Genomic DNA, 15,929 nt, shown 5'->3' with positions numbered 1-15,929 from the left:
CATGGAGATATGGTGAATTTCAGTACCTATCGGCACAACCTGCTGTGGCGCAGAAGGGCATAGTACGTCTACACCTTCGCGCATCAGCAGGCACCCGCTCAGGGCAAAGGCAGGAGCTCCGGGAACAGGAGCGACACCATCGGCTGGAGTTCTCGCGCGGGCTCGAACGGGGCTGGGTCAGTGTCGTATTCCGTGCGAAGCTCGCCGTACCGCTTCTGCCAAAGCCCGTGCTGTCCCTCGGCCTTCATTGATTCGAGTCGCCCATACTTGCGCACCGCGTGCATGAACCATTTGAGGTGGTCCTTCTCGCTGTTGGCGACACGATGCGCCACTTCGACCAGATGCTTGTGCTTCTGGCCCCACGGACGGTTGTTCTTCGCCGAATAGAGACAGGTCAGCAGCGGCCTGTCAAATTCACCAAGGTACTGTGGCAGTTCGACATCGAACTGCTTGAAGCGCCTGCGGAACGTGGACCATTGTGTGGAGGCCTCTGGGCCATAGTAGCCGGTAGCCCCCATCCAGGCCTCGAAGTCGTTGCGCAGCAATTGCTTCTCGGATTCGACCTCTGCCTCAAGTTGTCGCTTCGCTGTCTCGTAGTCGAAGTGGTATGCCTGTTGGGTCTTCGGGTCAAGCCGCAGTTCGTGGAAGGGCACGACACGGCGATATAGGCCTGAATGGCCACCACCCTTGACAGGCTGTGCCCAGATGCAGTCCAGCAGGAACTCCTTCGCTTCGAGCGACGCTTCAACCGTCTTGGCGTTGACGACGAAGGCGTTCAGGTTGTTGTTGTAGAAGACATCGTCATCGGTCATGCGCCGGTGCTCGGTGTCGAACTCGGCGAACAGCCAGACCAGCAGCCCGCCTTCCTGCATGTAGAAGTCGCGCCGCGCGGCGATGACATCCAGATGCGTCGTGGACAGCTGGATTTCGAAGGCGATGGGCAGCCCGTTGTATACGGCTCTGACATCCGGTCGCCGGCGGCTGCCGGTCAGCGGGCCCTTCCAGGTGGGCTCTTGGGCAATGTCTTCGAACCGGCCATCCACCGCCAGGCACTGGCAGAGCCAGTCCTTCATCCGGCGGTGTAGCCTGCTTTCCTTGGCGCCGTTGTACTTGCGGGCGTTGATCTCATCCTGGCTCAACTCGCCCTTGGTCTGCGCGGGGCAGCTTCCATCCTCGTGCTGGTGCCGGAAGAAGAACTTTGGTTTGTCCTTGGCGCGGCAGATGTGGACCGCGACGCCGCACAGCGAGCACCGGTAGAGCGGATCGCTTTTGCGCATCTGAGTGCGAACCGCCATGCGCAGCTGCATGAGCTTCTCGTAGTCGGTGCCCATCACGACCGACACAGGCAGATGCCTGCCCGTTTCGGTATCCATCACCTCCTTGACCTCGGGCTTGTCGAGCGCAAGCGGCTCGCCTGGAATGGGCCGCTCCTGCGCCCGCCGCCGGGCAGGCCGCAGGCGGGCGTCGCTCTCATGCTGAAACGGGGAGATTCCTTCTTCCATGCCTATCCCCGAGCCATGCTTGCAGGCGCTGTGCGTGTGGCCGACTCCGCCGGCACCAGGAAGTCGTGAGTCCTTCTCGGCCGCATGCGCCGTGGCCTGAGCGCATCCAGTGTCTTGGACTCCGCCATCAGCAGGTCGTAGAAGTCTTCCGCCCGCACCGCCTTCTCGTCGTCCGCCCTGATACGCACCAGGGGCAGTCCGGCGAGCCTGAAAAGCATGTTCTTCAGCTCGTCGCGCTCGGCCGCTTCCTCGGTGTCGTGGTGCATGGAGTCCAGCTCGATGCCGGCAACCGGGTCTTCGTCGGCGGTGCACAGCAGGACATCCACCTGCGCCAGCCACGCGTATTGGCGGACCCGCGCCGGAACGGTCGCCTCAAGCTTGTCGATGTCGATGAAGTTCTTCAACGGCATGTTGGGATAGGCCTGCAGCGACGGGAAGAATTGGCGGACTGCGCGCAGGAACTCGCGCTCCTGCTGGCTGGCACAGGCGTTGCGGCGGAAGTCGAAGGCGTCGACCGCAGCCCAGGTGCCGAAGGTGAAGGCGCTGACGACAGCAATCCGCTTCATCTCTGTCGCGGCCACCCGCTGGCCACCTGGCATCGAGGGCGGCGACCACTGCACGGCCTTCGGCCTGACATCCTCCTTGGTGACCAGCGGCGGCACCGGCGTGACCGTCGCCGGCTCTACCTCGCGGATGGCATCGTCGATGCGCAAGTTGATGGCGACCAGGAGGTCGTTCTCCACGAGCACTAACTGACCGGAGCGCACCATGCGGTAGAGCCGGGCCAGGACGGCGGGCGGCAGGCGTTCTTCCTGGAACGCCGTGCGCAGCAGCGGCGGGAACACCCGCTGGGTCAAGGCGGTGACCACCGGCTCGAACGGGTGCTGCTGGCGGTAGGCCTCCAAGGCGGTCAGGAAGCCGTCAATGTCGCGGGCTTCGAGGAGCACGCGCAGGTTCTCGGCTGCCGGCGTCATTGCGCAGCTCCTTCGCGCTCGTAGCGCACGAGCAGCGCGTGTGCGAACGCCCACGGCCAGGTCTTCACCCCCGGTACTTCGGGCAGCAGGCCCTTGGTCGAAATGAGGTGCGGCGACACCGCCACGTACAGCCGCATGCCCAGGGCCTCCGCGGACATGCGCAGCTCCTGGGCATCGTTGGCATACACTAGGTACGGCAGTTCGTCCTTCATGGGCAGCGCCCCGGCCGCGACCATCTTGTGCACCTGCAGCGCGCTGGCGAACTCATCGATGGCCTTGTGCACGTCGGCCGCAGTCTGCGTGTCGAGGTCCTTCGGCTTGACGTAGCGGACAGCATCCACGCGCGGTAGCAGGCTGTACAGCAGCTTGTCGTTCGTGACGAGTGCCATCTCGGCCAGCGTTGGCCAGGCGAACACCTTGTTCGGCTCTTCGACTTTCAGATCCTCCAGCATCTGCATCACGAAGCCCACTGGCAGGGCGGCCTTCATCGGCAGCGGCTCGGCGCCGAACTTCTCGATGTAGCCCTCCCAGGTCAGGCCAGCCTCATTCAGCATGCGCAGCAGCCGGTGCAGATCGACACGCCAGGTCTCCAGCGGCCCGCCCAGATAGTCGACGCGCTTGGTCATGTCGTGGTGGCGGAAGCCGCCGTCGTGGAGGCGACGGGCGAGCTTGTAGCGACGCAGCAGCCGCTCGCAGTCCGGGATGCCGAGCTGCCGGTTGACGCGCCCCGGCACGAATTCGTTGGGCTTCAACGTTTCCAGCGCCCACACATAGCGCTCGCCATTGACGAACCAGGCCCCCACACCCTCTTGCGGGATGTGCACATCGATGGAAGCCGGCTTGCGCGCGGTCTGGTCGTCGCGCAGCGACAGCTCCAACTGGTGCCAGCAGGTCAGCTCGTCGCCACGGGCGATTTCGTAGCCGCTGTGCGGGTCGTCTTCATCCGGCTCCCGCAGCAGCACCAGTTCCGAATTCACGACATCGCCAGCAGCCACGGCGTTGACGTCGCCGGCCCGGTCATGGGAGTTGGCGCACAGGTAGAGCGTGGCGTAGCCGTCCAGCACGGCCTTGCCGGTCTCTTCCAGGTGCCGGCGCAGCTTCTCCAGCGCGGCCGGCGCTTCGGCGAGCCAGTCCTGGTCATCGTCGGACACTGGTCCAACGCCAGCTACCGTCCACAGCTCGTTGCGGCCCGGGGCAGCACCTTCACCTTGCTTGGGCGCCGGAACCGTGAAGCGCAGCGAGCGACCCGTGAAGTTCATCGCCAGCACGCCCAGTGGCAACTGGCCACTGGCATGCAGTTTGTCTGCCCAGACGCGCAGCTCTACGGCGAGCTCGCTCCAGGACGCGAACTCGGACCGCCGCATCTGGGGGCCGCTCTCGATGACCTCGAAGCGCAGGCGCGCAACTGCCGCCTCGTCATCGGTGTGCCAACTGGCGTGGCCGTTCAGCCGGGCGGCAGCATGCAGGGCGTTCACGTGCTTGAGCGCGATGCGCCGCTCTTGCAGCGCCTTGCGCAAACGCTTGGCGAGCGTCTTGTGATCCTCGCGTGGGTCGATGCGCAGCGACTGGACAACCTCGAGCGCCTGGTCGAAGGTGAAGCGTGGTGCCTGGGCCTGGAGAAAGGTCCAGAGAGCACCGGCGCGTGCTTCGTCGGTCAGCGGCGCCGCCGAAGCAGCAGAGGGGGAAGGGAATGCGGCCGTGGCGGCCGAAGAACCCGAAGTGGGCGTTGCCATGGATTGAGCTCCGTCATGGAAAGCACAATGAAGAACGGCACGCGTTGTTCGGCTTTCCGGGACTCAAACCAAGCCGGGAAAATGAAGGGGGTACTTCACGCTGGTTTTGCCAGGCCGGACAGGTGTCCGGTGCGTGCACTGACGGGAGCAACTCACCCACGGTTCGGCTGAACCGCGATTGAATCGTAACCAGATTTACGCAGAGACGTCAAGTTGCTATGGCGGTAGGTCCCGTCAAGGCCCTTCTCGACTCCAAGAGGTTGCCCTTTGAAATCTGGGCGTTTCCGGCCAGGAAACATGGCCGGTCGTGCTGTCGTGCGCATAGCGCATCGTGCCCCCTGTGGGGTCTCGCCCGTGACGGGCTTCCATCGCTCCCTCGCTCCGCTCGGCTGATGCCTCCGGCCCGGCGTTCAGCTTGGGGCCTGCGCGCTTCGCTTGCCAATACCGGGGCGGGTATGGCTGGGGGTGGGGTGTGGCGGCTTGCTGTTCCCTTCATCGTGTCACGGCGTGCTCGCTGTGCAAGGGCGGCGCGTGCCTTGCACGCTGGCGGCCTGCGGCCGTCGTTGACCCTTGACTGCTTGCGCTGCGCAGTGCCCCGGAAGGGCTGGGCAATTCCGCCCGGCAACCTTTCAGGAGTTCACCATGAACCACGCACTCATCACCGACGAGCAGCGCGTCGTGCTGCTGGCCAACGGCCGCGAATCGCTGGAGAACCCGGACTTCGATCCGGCGCCTGTGGTCAAGCTGTTCACGCCTGACGCTGGCGCGACCTGGCTGCTGACCGAGATTGATCCCGATGACCACGACCATGCCTTTGGTCTTTGTGACCTGGGCCTGGGGATGCCGAAAATCGGCTGGGTCAGCCTGGGCGAACTGGCGACGGTGCGCGGCGGGCTGGGCTTGCCGATCGAGCGCGACTTGTCGTTTCGCGCCGAGAAGCGATTGAGCGCCTATGCGCGCGATGCGCGGCTGGCCGGACGTGTCGTTGTCTGACTCGGCCTTGGGGCGTCGTCGGACGCCCCTTCACACGCGCCCGCGCCGCGTGATAACTGCGCGCAGGCTTGGCGCCCCTGAATACTGCCGACCCGGCAGCGCCGGATCGGCTGGCCAGCCAGCATTGAGCGACACGCCGGGCTCATCCTAGCAAAAAGGCTGCCCACCCACGCCACGGCACCGAGACACCCGTGACCGCGAGCACGATCACGATGGCCACCTTGCGTACATCGCGCGCAACCAGGGCAAGCAGTCGGGCGCGGTCGTCTTTGAATTCGCAGTACGGCGCAGCCGCCCATCGAGCCCATCGACCGAACAAGCTGCTTTCTTCTGGAGGATCTTTGATACGGGACATCATCATTCCTCTCTCACCCTCGAACGAGTCCTTGACTTGGGCTTTGCGGAGGCACTGGCCGTCTTGGTCGATGCGTCCGCAGAAGCGGCAGGGCTCTTGGCAGTCTTCGGCGCTTTCGCAGCGGCCTTCACTTCGGCCTTCTTGAGATCCTCCAGGTAGTTGTCATAGTCCGTGATGTCGTCCTGCGCGCCGATGTCGATCAAGCGATCCCGGAAGCGTCCATAGAGAACCGTCTGCACTTTGTCCGCTCGCCTCAGCTTTTCGATGCCCACGTTGGGGTTGAGCAGCAGTACGTAGTGGAAGTCACCGGTAGGCCCCTTCTTTGCCTCGATGAACCCCAGATCGCGCAGCGCGCGCATACGACGGCGCCAGGTATCAACCGCACGCTCACCATCGAAGCCCGCTTCAGCGGCGAAGGTGGCCGGGGCCTCAATCGTGAGAAAAGGGTGGTCAGGTGCGCGAATCCACAGGCACAGCAGCGTGTGCCCCGCAGGCTGTCCCTTGGATTGAGCGTCGATGGCCTGTATCGCCAGTGGCAGTGTGCGGGGGATCGTTGAGTAGCCATCATTCAGTTTGCGGTGCCAGAGCAGCGCATCCGGGTGGCCGGGGAACTGGATGTCCATCTGCTGCTTGGCGCGCTCGGCCATGTTGAGCCGCCGGTTTCGCGATTGCTTCTGCGTTGCCATGTCAGTCCTTTGAGTATTTTTGATGGACCTATTGGACGCTCGAATCCGCGCAACTTCAATGATTGAATACGCTGAACATCACACGGTTCGGTTTGAGTCTATCGCCATCAAGTACCTATCAAATAAGCTGAATCACGTAATTTGATAGATTGAGATTGCATGATTCCGCAGAAATTTCTCAGAAAAACACTTATAAATCAACGTGTTATTTAGAAGTTTCGGTGCTCCTCGTCCTCCTGTTTATCCCTGTGCTCTCTGTGCTCTCCGTTCTCCCGGGTAATGGTTGTAGGAAAAGGGGCTCAAAGCTGCCTGCGACGGCTCGGTCAGACGGCACCTGCAATCACTGATCCGCTACCCCGTGGGCACGGGTTCGTCGTGACTCTGTTGCTCATTCCACGCTGAAACCTGGGCGTCCCCGGCCACCTGAGAGATGGCCGGTCGCGCTGTCGTGCTGCGCATCGAACCCCCTACGGGGTTTCGCCCCTGCCGGGCTTCCATCGTTCCCTCGCTCCGCTCGGCTGGCGCCTCCGGCCCGGCTTCCAGCTTCGGGCCTGCGCGCTTCGCTTGCCGTGCAGTCGGCGTGCTGCAGGGCCGTTGCCTTGTCCAGCCGTCTCCCCTGACTTCATCACCTTGTCCGCGACTGTAGCCCGCGGCCGTGGGCCGTCAAGGCGCGCAGGGCCGTGTCCTCGCTGCGCTGCGGGCCGCACCAACCCTGCGCTTGTTTCCTTGACGGCCCCCGTCCACGGGCTCCCTTCCGTCGCGGGCGATGAACTCAGGAAAGACGGTGGCAACAGGGCCAACCGGGTTCCTCGTGCCGACCGCACCGAACAGCCGAAAGGCTGGGCTCCGAATCTTGGAATCCGGTGTGCGGTTTTCTTCAACAGCCTTTTTGTTCAGGAGAACGACATGCTTGCAACCCGTTTCGCCTCCCACTCCCCGACGCTGCGCAGCGACTACCCGCTGTCGGATGACCAGATTCGCAGGGTGGCCCCGTCCATCTTCGCGGATGCCCCGCATGAGAGCCGTTCCGAGCGGTACGCCTACATCCCCACGGCTGCGGTTCTGACCGAACTGCGCAAGGAGGGGTTTCAGCCCTTCATGGTGACGCAGACCCGCGTGCGCGATGAAGGCAAGCGCGAGCACACCAAACACATGCTGCGTCTGCGCCACGCCAGCCAGATCAACGGCGCGGAAGCTAACGAGATTGTGCTGCTGAACTCGCACGATGGCACGAGCAGCTATCAGATGCTGGCGGGCCAGTTCAGGTTCGTTTGCAGCAATGGCCTTGTTTGTGGTGACACGGTGGCCGATGTGCGCGTGCCCCACAAAGGCGACGTGGCCGGACTGGTGATCGAAGGCGCGTATCAGGTACTGAGCGGCTTTGACCGCGTGCGCGATTCCCGCGATGCCATGCGCGCAATCACCTTGGACGATGGTGAATCCGAAGTGTTCGCCCGCGCCGCGCTGGCACTCAAGTACGACGACCCGAACAAGCCCGCGCCCGTCACGGAATCGCAAATCCTGATGCCGCGCCGGTTTGAAGACCGCCGCCCCGACCTGTGGAGTGTGTTCAACCGCACGCAGGAGAACTTGACCAAGGGCGGATTGCATGGCCGCAGCAGCAATGGACGCCGCCAGAGCACCCGGCCCGTGCAGGGCATTGATTCCGACATTCGACTGAACCGCGCCCTGTGGCTGCTGGCCGATGGCATGCGCGCCCTCAAAGCTTAGCCGTTCCCCCGCCGGAGGGGCGGTTTCCCCTCCATTCCCTTGCTTCACTCGATTGGAGATTCACCATGAACGCCGTTACCTACATCGAAACCCAAGCCCTCGACACCCGCGCCAATGTGCTGCAAGCCGCCGACCCGAGCAAGCACATGATTCTGGTTCCGCTCTCGCGGTTGGTGCTGCGTCCCACGGGCCGCAACGTGCGCAAGGCTGTCCCGCGCATGTCCATCCCTGAACTGGCCGCGTCCATTCAGCGCGTGGGCCTGCTGCAAAACCTGATCGTGATTCCCGCCGCCGATGGCCTGCATTACGAGGTGGTGGCCGGTGGGCGCAGGCTGGCCGCATTGAAGTTGCTGGCGAAAAAGCACCGCATCGCCAAGGATTGGGACGTGCCTTGCCTGCAGGTGGCCGATGGCACCGCACGCACGGCGAGCCTCACCGAGAACGTGCAGCGCGAAGCCATGCACCCGGCCGACCAGTTTGAAGCCTTCGCGGCGCTGGTGGCCGAAGGCCGACCGATTGAGGACATTGCAGCGGATTTCTCCGTCACGCCGCTGGTGGTGCAGCGCCGTTTGAAGCTGGCGAACGTCTCGCCGCGCCTGATGGCGGACTACCGGGCCGACGCCGTGAGCCTTGACCAACTGATGGCCCTTTCCATCACCGACGACCACGCCGCGCAGGAAAGCGCGTTTTACGATGCGCCGCAATGGCAACGTCAGCCGTCCGCGCTGCGCGAACGCCTCACCGAGCGCGAGATTGACGCTTACCACCATCCTCTGGTGCGCTTCGTCGGACTGGACAGCTACGAAGCCGCAGGCGGCGGCATCCGCCGCGACCTGTTCGCGGAAGGTGATACGGGCGTGTACCTGACCGACGCCGCGCTGCTGGAACGGCTGGCACAAGACAAGCTGGCGGGCATCGCCGCCGAAGTGAAGGCCGAGGGCTGGGCTTGGGCCGATGCCACGCCGGGCGTGACCCACGCTGACCTGCACGCCTTCCAGCGTGCTCCGAGAGAGCGGCGCGAACCCAACAAGCGCGAAGCGCAGCGCATCGAGAAGCTGCAAGCCAAGATGCAGGAGGTCGCCGAAGCGGTGGATGCCGCGGTGGACGCCGAGGACGAGGACAAGGCCGACGCGCTGCAAGAGGAAGGCGAGCGGCTGGGCGAGCAGTTGCAGGCGCTGGAGGATGGCTTGCAGGGATATGCCGCGAACGTGAAGGCCGCAGCCGGGGCCATCGTCACCATTGACCGCAACGGCGAGGCCGTGATTCATCGCGGGCTGCTGCGCGAGGCCGAGGCCAAGGCGCTGCGCACGCTCGAAAAGCTGCGCCTAGGGTTCAGTGGCGCGGATGCTGCCAGCGATGACGAAGGCGAGGAAGACGAAGCGCCCAAGGCCGCAGCGATTTCCGACCGGCTGGCCCAGCGCCTGAGCGCCCATCGCACCGCTGCGCTGCAAATCGAAGTGGCCCAGCATCCGCAAGTCGCACTGGCCGCGCTGATGCATGGCATGGTGCAGACCGTCTTGCGAGGCCGCTACTACGGCCACGATCTACCGCTGGGCGTGCGCCTCACGGTGCAGGACCGGCTGGAAGGCATGGCCCCGGACTGGCCGGAATCGCCTGCCGCCGTGGCACTGCGCGAATTGCAAGAGGCATGGAGCGGCAAGCTACCCGAGGACAGTGCCGAACTGTTCGCCGCGCTGCTGGCGATGGAGCAAGGCGAGTTGGTCAAGTTGCTGGCGGTGTGCGTGGCCTCGACGGTTGATGTGGTGACACCGCGCGCCACGGCGCAGCAACCCGGTGCGGAACTGGCGCAGGCCGTGGGCCTCGATATGGCCGCATGGTGGAAGCCGACCGCCGAAGGGTATTTCAAGCACGTTCCGAAGGTGGTGGTTCTGCAAGCCGTGGGCGAATTTGCGCCCGAGAGCGTCAATCGGCTGGCGAAGCTCAAGAAGGCCGACATTGCCAGCGAGGCCGAGCGGCTGGTGAACGGCAAGGGTTGGATGCCTGCCATCTTCAAGACGGAAGACGGGCCCGAGAAAGGCCCGCAGGACGGTGCGGAGGAAGTCGCCACCGAGGCGGATGAACCCACTGAAGTGTTGGCCGCTTGACCCGCGCTGAAGGCGCGCGCCCCGGCCTCGACCGGGGCGCTTCGCTGTCAGGAGCACCCCCCATGACCCGCACCACCACCAGCCGCCCGCGCATGGCGGCGATCTACTCCCCCGGCACGGTACGCGCTCGCCGCTGGCACGGCGATGGCGACGTGCGCGGCTACCGCCCGCCCTCGGGCTGGACGGCCCGCGCAGACCTCACCGATATTCACCCCATCACGGGCCGCGCTTTGGTGCGCGCCATGTGGTGGATCATCGAGACGAAGGAATAACCGTCGTCAACACCGCGCCCAGGCCGTTCCGCCCTGGGCGCGGTGAACTTCAAAAAATCCGGGCGCGGCGGTGGCCGCGCCCGGTGTTGAAGGCCAATAGCCCAATCAGAACGCCGCAGCCTTCGCAATGGCTCAGTGCGGCATTGAGATTTCGGCTGGCCCCCTCATATTGCTTGCTTCATGTTTGTAAAACAGTGTCTTCAGGAGGGAATCTAGATGAAGCTTGCTGATATTTTGAAGGACCTTGACGCAGAGAAAGATCCGGACGAAATTTTGATTGAAGTCACGTCGGAAATTTTGAAGCGCTGCGGCCTGCAAATCACATTGGAAAGCCGATGGGAACATTCTGGGCATAAAGACTGGATGTACCGTGTTGACCCGGAAAATCCAAGCATTCCCTTGAAACGTCACATCCACATTGCAAGGAGCAAGCACACCAGCTCAAAAGGTATGCAGGCCTCATGGAATGACGATGGTTCTCGTCACGACAGGGGGTCTTTCAACACCTCTGTCGGTGACACGGCGCGCGTTAGGGAGATTGCGAGAAGCGTTCTGAGTCTCCCGCCAAATGTCACGCTCGAAAGCGCTGACCATCCCGGAGTTGCTGGATCTTGGGTTGACGAAGTGCGGTTTTCCACGGATGGGAAGGTTGCCTACGTTTCCATTCGCGCGCTTTAAGAATGACAGCGTGAGGTGAGCGTGTCGGCGAGTTGCGCCGCCGGGCTTTCGGGCTGCGCCCCGTGCCGACTCCGGCGTCACGGCCATCCGGCTTCAATCCCTCACGCCTTCGCGCCTGCGGCGCTGCGCGCTGCGCTTGCCTCCAGGGGATGGGCGCAAGGCCCATCCCCGCCGCGCAGGCTTGGCGCCCCTCGATACCACCGAACCGGCTGTGCCGGATCGGGCCGGCCAGTGCCTCGCCGCAATGGACGGGTTGGCGAACACGCTGGAGCTTGCTGCGGCAGGTTGTGCGAATCGGTGCCGTCCTCAACGCTGGAGGTTCTCACCCATCACGTCACGAAGGACGGTTCACGGACAGCCCGCCCGGCCTCGCTATGGAGCTTCCACGCCACGCCTCAAGACCGGCGCCGCTCGGTGCGGCCGGGGCGTTTTCGCTTGTCGTCGGGTGGTTGACCTGGCCCGCGTCAGTGGGCGAGCCGGTGCAGCCTTTGTGCGGGGATGCCGAGCCGGCCCTGCCTCCGTTCGGTGCGGTTCGGCCCAAGGCGTCCTTGTGTTGTTGTGAATCCTGGCGGTGGCGCGGCTGCGCCTCGGGCTTCATGGCTGCAACCGTCCAGCGAAAACAATTTCCCCTCTGCTGCGCAGATTCCTCGCGGGCCAAATTGTTTTCTCCTCCCGGTGCTCCACTGCGTTGCGCCCGCAAGCGGTGCAGCCCGCCCGTCCCCCGCCGGCCGGATCACAACAAGGACGCGATGGGCGCGAACCTTGTTCCACCAAAAGGAGATCCATCATGGCCAACATCGGCACCTTCACCGCAGACAAAGACGGCTTCACCGGCACGCTTCGCACCCTGACGCTCAACGTCAAGGTCAAGCTGGTGCCCAACGACAAGGGCGACAACGAGAAGGCCCCGGACTTCCGCCTGCAGGCGGCCAGTCACGACATCGGCGCGGCGTGGAAGAAGACCAGCGAAGCTGGGCGGGAGTACATCTCTGTGACCCTGGATGATCCTTCGTTTCCGGCAACGGTCTATGCCCGGCTAATCGAAGGCGAGAACGGCACGCACGACTTGATCTGGTCGCGCAGCAAGCCCCAGGCGGCCTGACGGCCGCCAGCGCCCCGTCCACCGCGGCGGGGCGCAGTGCTGCCTTCGCGGCACTTCAAGGAGGCGACACCATCGCCTGGGTTGCGCCGTGTCGAGTTGCTTCCTGGGCGTTGCAGCCTTCGGTTGCAAGAATGGCCGGGCGTGTCGGTGCCTTGCACCGCCGGGCTTTGCGGGCTGCGCCCCGTGCCGACTTCGCCGTCACGGCCATCCGGCTTCAATCCCTCACGCCTTCGCGCCTACGGCGCTGCGCGCTTCGCTTGCTTCCCGGGGAAAGCCCTGCGGCCTATCCCCGCCGCGCGATGCTTGGCGCCCCTGCAGTCCCCGAACCGGCGGCGCCGGATCGGCCACGCCAGCGACGTCGCACGCTATGGCGTGTCACTCTTCTTCGTCACAGTCTCCAACTGCTGGCGCACCTGCGCCAGCAGTTGATCGACCTGCTGCAGGTCGTCGCCGGCATAGGCCAGCGTCAGCAGCGTGAGCGGGTGGATCTCCATGACCTCGCACAGCTCGGCGAGCTTGTTCAGGGTCGGACTTTTGAGGTCGCGCTCCAGCGTACTCATGTAGGTGCGGCTGGACACGTCGGAGAACGCCTCCTGGCTCAATCCACGCGCTTTCCTGATGGTCTTTAGTGCCTCCGACAATGTATGTTTCGCTGCCAACCTTGGATCTCCCCAAAATCCAAGATGACAGTCGATTGCGCCCTATAGGACTACAACCTATAGTGTTCATTCATGTAAACCTACCGCTTTTGTGCTTTTACGGAAATCCGTATCTGCGGTTTTGGACGGAAGCGCAAAGCCGCTTGCGTGCCTTTCCTCAAACCCGCCGATACGGTTCTGCGCTTTCACTCTTCGGCGGTTTTGTACGAATGAGGGGGTATCTATGAACCGGCTCATCACCGAGGACGAGCGCAAGCAACTGCTGGAACACGGCCGGGTCCGGGCCGCTGGCTTGGCCAATGACCCGTTGCCCGTGGTGCGGTTGTTCACGCCAGATGCGCACGCCACCTGGCTGCTGACTTCGCTCGATCCCGTCGATGGCGACACGGCCTACGGCCTGATCGACCTGGGAATCAGCATGCCCGAGTTGGGGACGGTGAAACTTTCCGACCTGGCTTCCATCGTCGGGCCACGCCAGCAACCCGTCATGCGGGATCGGTATTTCCGGGCGGTGCGCCCGTTGTCGGAGTACCTGCGGCTGGCTAAGGAGAACGGTTCCGTCCTCGATTGAGCCGTTCGCGCCACGGTCTAGCCGGGCGCATTGAGACTATTTCGGTCTTGCTTCAGACCTGTCAGGTCTTAGTTCGCACTGTTGCACCAAACCGGTGCCATCCTGACGCAAACAGTCATGATGCCGGCCGTGCCATCGGGCACGGTGGGTATCGCAGGAGGCCGCATTTCCTCGCGCGCCACCGTCGCATTCAGACGATCCACGCAATCCATCGGATGCTTTTCGTCTTGACACGCAAGTTACTAATCTACCAGCTTATTCACGATTGGATGCTAGTTCGATGCGGTGACGTTTGCGTGTGAAACCGGTGACGGCCGTCCTGCTCTACGGGAGTTTGCGTCATGGCCGAACCGCACCACCTCGCGCACTGGTATCCGACTGCCGCCTACCTCTACGTGCTGTGCCTGGATACGCTGGCACTGGCCTGGGAGTATCTGCGCCGCCATCCCGATTACCGGCTTGACTGGCTCCACCGTGCGCGCCGCCTCGATGCTGCGCATCGCTGGGGCTTGCGTCTGCTGGAAGACCCGGCCCTGGATGCGCGTGACGCGCATCCGGCCTGGCTGCCTGGCCATGAAGCCGTGGTGCAGCTCCACCCGGATGCCGATCCGCCGCCTGACGCTGCGGCCTTCGCCTTCTGGTGCATCCCCGGTCACAAGCAGCTGCTGCATGACGGCAAGGGCCTGGCGCTGATCGCGCGCAGTTCAGGCCATTGCCTGCGCTATGCGCTGGCGCCTGGCCTGGAGGACGGCATGGCCGTGGCTTACGCCCACCGCGGTCACGGCACCACGCATGTGCCCGACACGCCTGCGCCAATGGCGCGGCCCAGGCCACCGCCTGCGGCGCTGCTGGAGCTGCACACCCTGCAGGCGCTCGATGCGACCCTGGCGGGTGCGTCCTTACGCGACGTAGCTGAAGGCTTGTTCGGCGCGGATGCCGCAGCTGGTTGGTACAGCGACGGCGGCCTGCGCTCCAAGGTGCGCCGCCTGGTGCGGCGCGGCGATGCGCTGATGCGCGGCGGCTATCGCCGCCTAGCACAACTGCCGCCGCTTGAGAAGGGTCGTTTTGAAGAGAGCGCAAAACGACCCTGAGCACGAGGGCTTCGTTTTCTGAGACTGCCTCCATCCGGTTGCGCTGTGTGGCCGGAGCCCTGCAACCGATGGAGGTTCTCACCATGCGTCCTGCTCCCTTGCGGCCTGCCGCTACTGTCTCGACCGCTGCCGCGCAACCGCAGCGTTATCTCACCAACGACGAGGCTGCCGATTACCTGCGGCTGTCGCCGCGCACGCTGGAAAAGCAGCGCGTGCTGGGTGGCGGCCCCAAGTTTCGCAAGTTCGGCCGCCGCGTCATGTACGCCGTGGCCGACCTCGATGCCTGGGCTGCGGATCGCAGCTTCGAGAGCACGTCCGATCCCGAATACGCCGAGCAGCACTCGGCGGACAGCCGTGCGCGCTGATCGCTGGAGTGCGGGTGGCCTTCGCCATGTCCAGCCCATCCGGGGCAGTCAGGCAGGAGCGCGAACAGCTCGATCTGTTCCGCGCCTTGCCGGGCAACATGGCGCCGCGCGACAGCCAGGACCTGATGGCCTTTCCGTTCTTCTCGCTGGCAAAGTCGCGGCGCACGGCGCCCATCGACTTCCAGGCCAGCGGCGTGACGATCCGCGTGGAGGGCACGCAGGAGCACGGCATCGCCACGATTTGGGACGCGGACGTGCTGATCTGGGCGGCTTCGCAGATCGTGGAAGCCCGCGACGCGGGCTTGCGCCCGTCGCGGCTGATGCAGGCCACGCCCTACGAGATCCTGCGCTTCATCGGGCGCGGTACGTCGCTGCGAGACTACCAGCGCCTCAAGGCGGCGCTGGATCGCCTGCAATCCACGACGGTGGCCACGTCGATCCGCGAGACGACTGGGCGGCGCCTGCATCGCTTCTCGTGGATCAACGAGTGGAAGGAGCTGGCCGATGCCAAGGGCACGCCCTTGGGGCTGGAGCTGATCCTGCCGGACTGGTTCTATGCGGGCGTGCTCGATGCCGCGCTGGTGCTGACCATCGATCCGGCGTATTTCCAGCTGACGGGCGGGATCGAGCGGTGGCTGTACCGTCTGGTGCGCAAGCACGGCGGGCGACAGCCGGGCGGCTGGCAATTCGACTTCCGGCACCTGCACCGCAAGTCGGGCAGCACGGCCAAGCCCTACGACTTCGCCTGCGACCTGCGCGCCCTGGTGGCGCGGCAGTCGCTACCGGGCTACGTCCTGGGCATCGAGCGGCTGGATGGCGCCGAGCTGCTGACGTTCCGGCCAGGGCGTCCCGTGCCGTCCGCGGCACGGGGATAAACGGTGCGCGCCCTGTGGACGGACTCGTGCTATCAGGCGTGCCCGGTGTCGTGCTATCAGGCGTGGGACTATCGTGCTATCAGGCGTGTCCATCGGCCGCAAAGCCAATGCTGGCGCGGGTTTCGGCCTCCCTTAACTTCCCTAACTTAAAACATCTAACTGATAGTAGAAGCGCCGCGCCACGGTGGACAACCACCACGCTGCCCGAAATCCAGCTGCAACAGCCAGGCTTTCCAA

At 64.3% G+C, this 15,929-nt stretch carries 16 protein-coding genes; 10 read left to right on the top strand and 6 right to left on the bottom strand.

Going from position 1 to position 15,929, the window contains the following annotated elements:
• Positions 1 to 98: 98 nt before the first annotated feature.
• Genes U6958_RS21295 through U6958_RS21285 form a run of 3 tightly spaced genes read right to left on the bottom strand, consistent with a single transcriptional unit; the run spans position 99 to position 4,209 of the window.
• Positions 99 to 1,502 carry a DUF6035 family protein gene (locus U6958_RS21295; RefSeq protein ID WP_083393653.1) on the bottom strand — a complete coding sequence of 468 codons (1,404 nt, stop codon included), beginning with the start codon at positions 1,500 to 1,502 and terminating at the stop codon, positions 99 to 101.
• Between the two features lie 2 nt (positions 1,503 to 1,504).
• Positions 1,505 to 2,476: a DUF2726 domain-containing protein gene (locus U6958_RS21290; protein ID WP_074923300.1), complete on the bottom strand. Its 972-nt coding sequence runs from the start codon at positions 2,474 to 2,476 to the stop codon at positions 1,505 to 1,507.
• Complete coding sequence (locus U6958_RS21285) at positions 2,473 to 4,209, bottom strand: hypothetical protein (protein ID WP_074923301.1); 1,737 nt, start codon at positions 4,207 to 4,209, stop codon at positions 2,473 to 2,475. The genes U6958_RS21290 and U6958_RS21285 overlap by 4 nt, the downstream gene beginning before the upstream one ends.
• Positions 4,210 to 4,851: 642 nt before the next feature.
• On the opposite strand from U6958_RS21285, the gene U6958_RS21280 reads away from it, so the two are divergent.
• A complete protein-coding gene (locus tag U6958_RS21280; protein WP_074923302.1) occupies positions 4,852 to 5,202 on the top strand; it encodes a DUF2958 domain-containing protein in 351 nt (116 codons plus the stop codon).
• A gap of 142 nt (positions 5,203 to 5,344) precedes the next feature.
• Here the strand turns inward: U6958_RS21280 and U6958_RS21275 are convergent, their stop codons facing one another.
• A complete protein-coding gene (locus tag U6958_RS21275; RefSeq protein WP_350337283.1) occupies positions 5,345 to 5,563 on the bottom strand; it encodes a hypothetical protein in 219 nt (72 codons plus the stop codon).
• Positions 5,560 to 6,243, bottom strand: a complete 684-nt coding sequence (locus U6958_RS21270) for a hypothetical protein (RefSeq protein WP_074923303.1) — start codon at positions 6,241 to 6,243, stop codon at positions 5,560 to 5,562. The genes U6958_RS21275 and U6958_RS21270 overlap by 4 nt, the downstream gene beginning before the upstream one ends.
• Before the next feature lie 906 nt (positions 6,244 to 7,149).
• Between U6958_RS21270 and U6958_RS21265 the strand changes: the two genes are divergently transcribed.
• The 5 genes from U6958_RS21265 to U6958_RS21245 all read left to right on the top strand — a co-directional run bounded on the left by U6958_RS21265 (position 7,150) and on the right by U6958_RS21245 (position 12,131).
• Entirely contained in the window at positions 7,150 to 7,974 is an 825-nt protein-coding gene (locus U6958_RS21265) for a DUF932 domain-containing protein (protein ID WP_012436201.1), read from the top strand.
• Between the two features lie 65 nt (positions 7,975 to 8,039).
• The gene (locus U6958_RS21260) at positions 8,040 to 10,079 is read left to right on the top strand and encodes a ParB/RepB/Spo0J family partition protein (RefSeq protein ID WP_012436202.1); all 2,040 of its coding nucleotides are present in this window, start codon (positions 8,040 to 8,042) and stop codon (positions 10,077 to 10,079) included.
• Positions 10,080 to 10,141: 62 nt separating this feature from the next.
• Positions 10,142 to 10,351, top strand: a complete 210-nt coding sequence (locus tag U6958_RS21255; RefSeq protein ID WP_012436203.1) for a hypothetical protein — start codon at positions 10,142 to 10,144, stop codon at positions 10,349 to 10,351.
• A 216-nt stretch (positions 10,352 to 10,567) separates the two neighbouring features.
• The gene (locus U6958_RS21250) at positions 10,568 to 11,029 is read left to right on the top strand and encodes a DUF6367 family protein (protein ID WP_012436204.1); all 462 of its coding nucleotides are present in this window, start codon (positions 10,568 to 10,570) and stop codon (positions 11,027 to 11,029) included.
• 787 nt (positions 11,030 to 11,816) lie between these two features.
• Positions 11,817 to 12,131 (top strand): DUF736 domain-containing protein, encoded by a 315-nt coding sequence (locus U6958_RS21245; protein WP_003056203.1) that lies wholly within the window; start codon positions 11,817 to 11,819, stop codon positions 12,129 to 12,131.
• Between the two features lie 365 nt (positions 12,132 to 12,496).
• Here the strand turns inward: U6958_RS21245 and U6958_RS21240 are convergent, their stop codons facing one another.
• Positions 12,497 to 12,790: a helix-turn-helix domain-containing protein gene (locus U6958_RS21240; protein ID WP_012436205.1), complete on the bottom strand. Its 294-nt coding sequence runs from the start codon at positions 12,788 to 12,790 to the stop codon at positions 12,497 to 12,499.
• Positions 12,791 to 13,013: 223 nt separating this feature from the next.
• Here U6958_RS21240 and U6958_RS21235 point away from each other — a divergent pair, with 223 nt between their 5' ends.
• The 4 genes from U6958_RS21235 (at position 13,014) to U6958_RS21220 (ending at position 15,692) form a co-directional block, all read left to right on the top strand.
• Positions 13,014 to 13,361 (top strand): DUF2958 domain-containing protein, encoded by a 348-nt coding sequence (locus U6958_RS21235; RefSeq protein WP_012436206.1) that lies wholly within the window; start codon positions 13,014 to 13,016, stop codon positions 13,359 to 13,361.
• Positions 13,362 to 13,702: 341 nt separating this feature from the next.
• Positions 13,703 to 14,452 (top strand): DUF2285 domain-containing protein, encoded by a 750-nt coding sequence (locus U6958_RS21230; protein ID WP_012436207.1) that lies wholly within the window; start codon positions 13,703 to 13,705, stop codon positions 14,450 to 14,452.
• Between the two features lie 83 nt (positions 14,453 to 14,535).
• Positions 14,536 to 14,817, top strand: coding sequence for an AlpA family transcriptional regulator (locus tag U6958_RS21225; protein WP_012436208.1), 282 nt, complete (start codon positions 14,536 to 14,538; stop codon positions 14,815 to 14,817).
• Between the two features lie 26 nt (positions 14,818 to 14,843).
• Positions 14,844 to 15,692 carry a replication initiator protein A gene (locus U6958_RS21220; protein WP_012436209.1) on the top strand — a complete coding sequence of 283 codons (849 nt, stop codon included), beginning with the start codon at positions 14,844 to 14,846 and terminating at the stop codon, positions 15,690 to 15,692.
• The last annotated feature ends 237 nt before the right edge of the window (positions 15,693 to 15,929 follow it).

This window comes from Delftia lacustris (assembly GCF_040267515.1).
Classification (GTDB): domain Bacteria; phylum Pseudomonadota; class Gammaproteobacteria; order Burkholderiales; family Burkholderiaceae_C; genus Comamonas; species Comamonas tsuruhatensis.
This window is presented reverse-complemented; position numbering and strand designations above follow the sequence as displayed.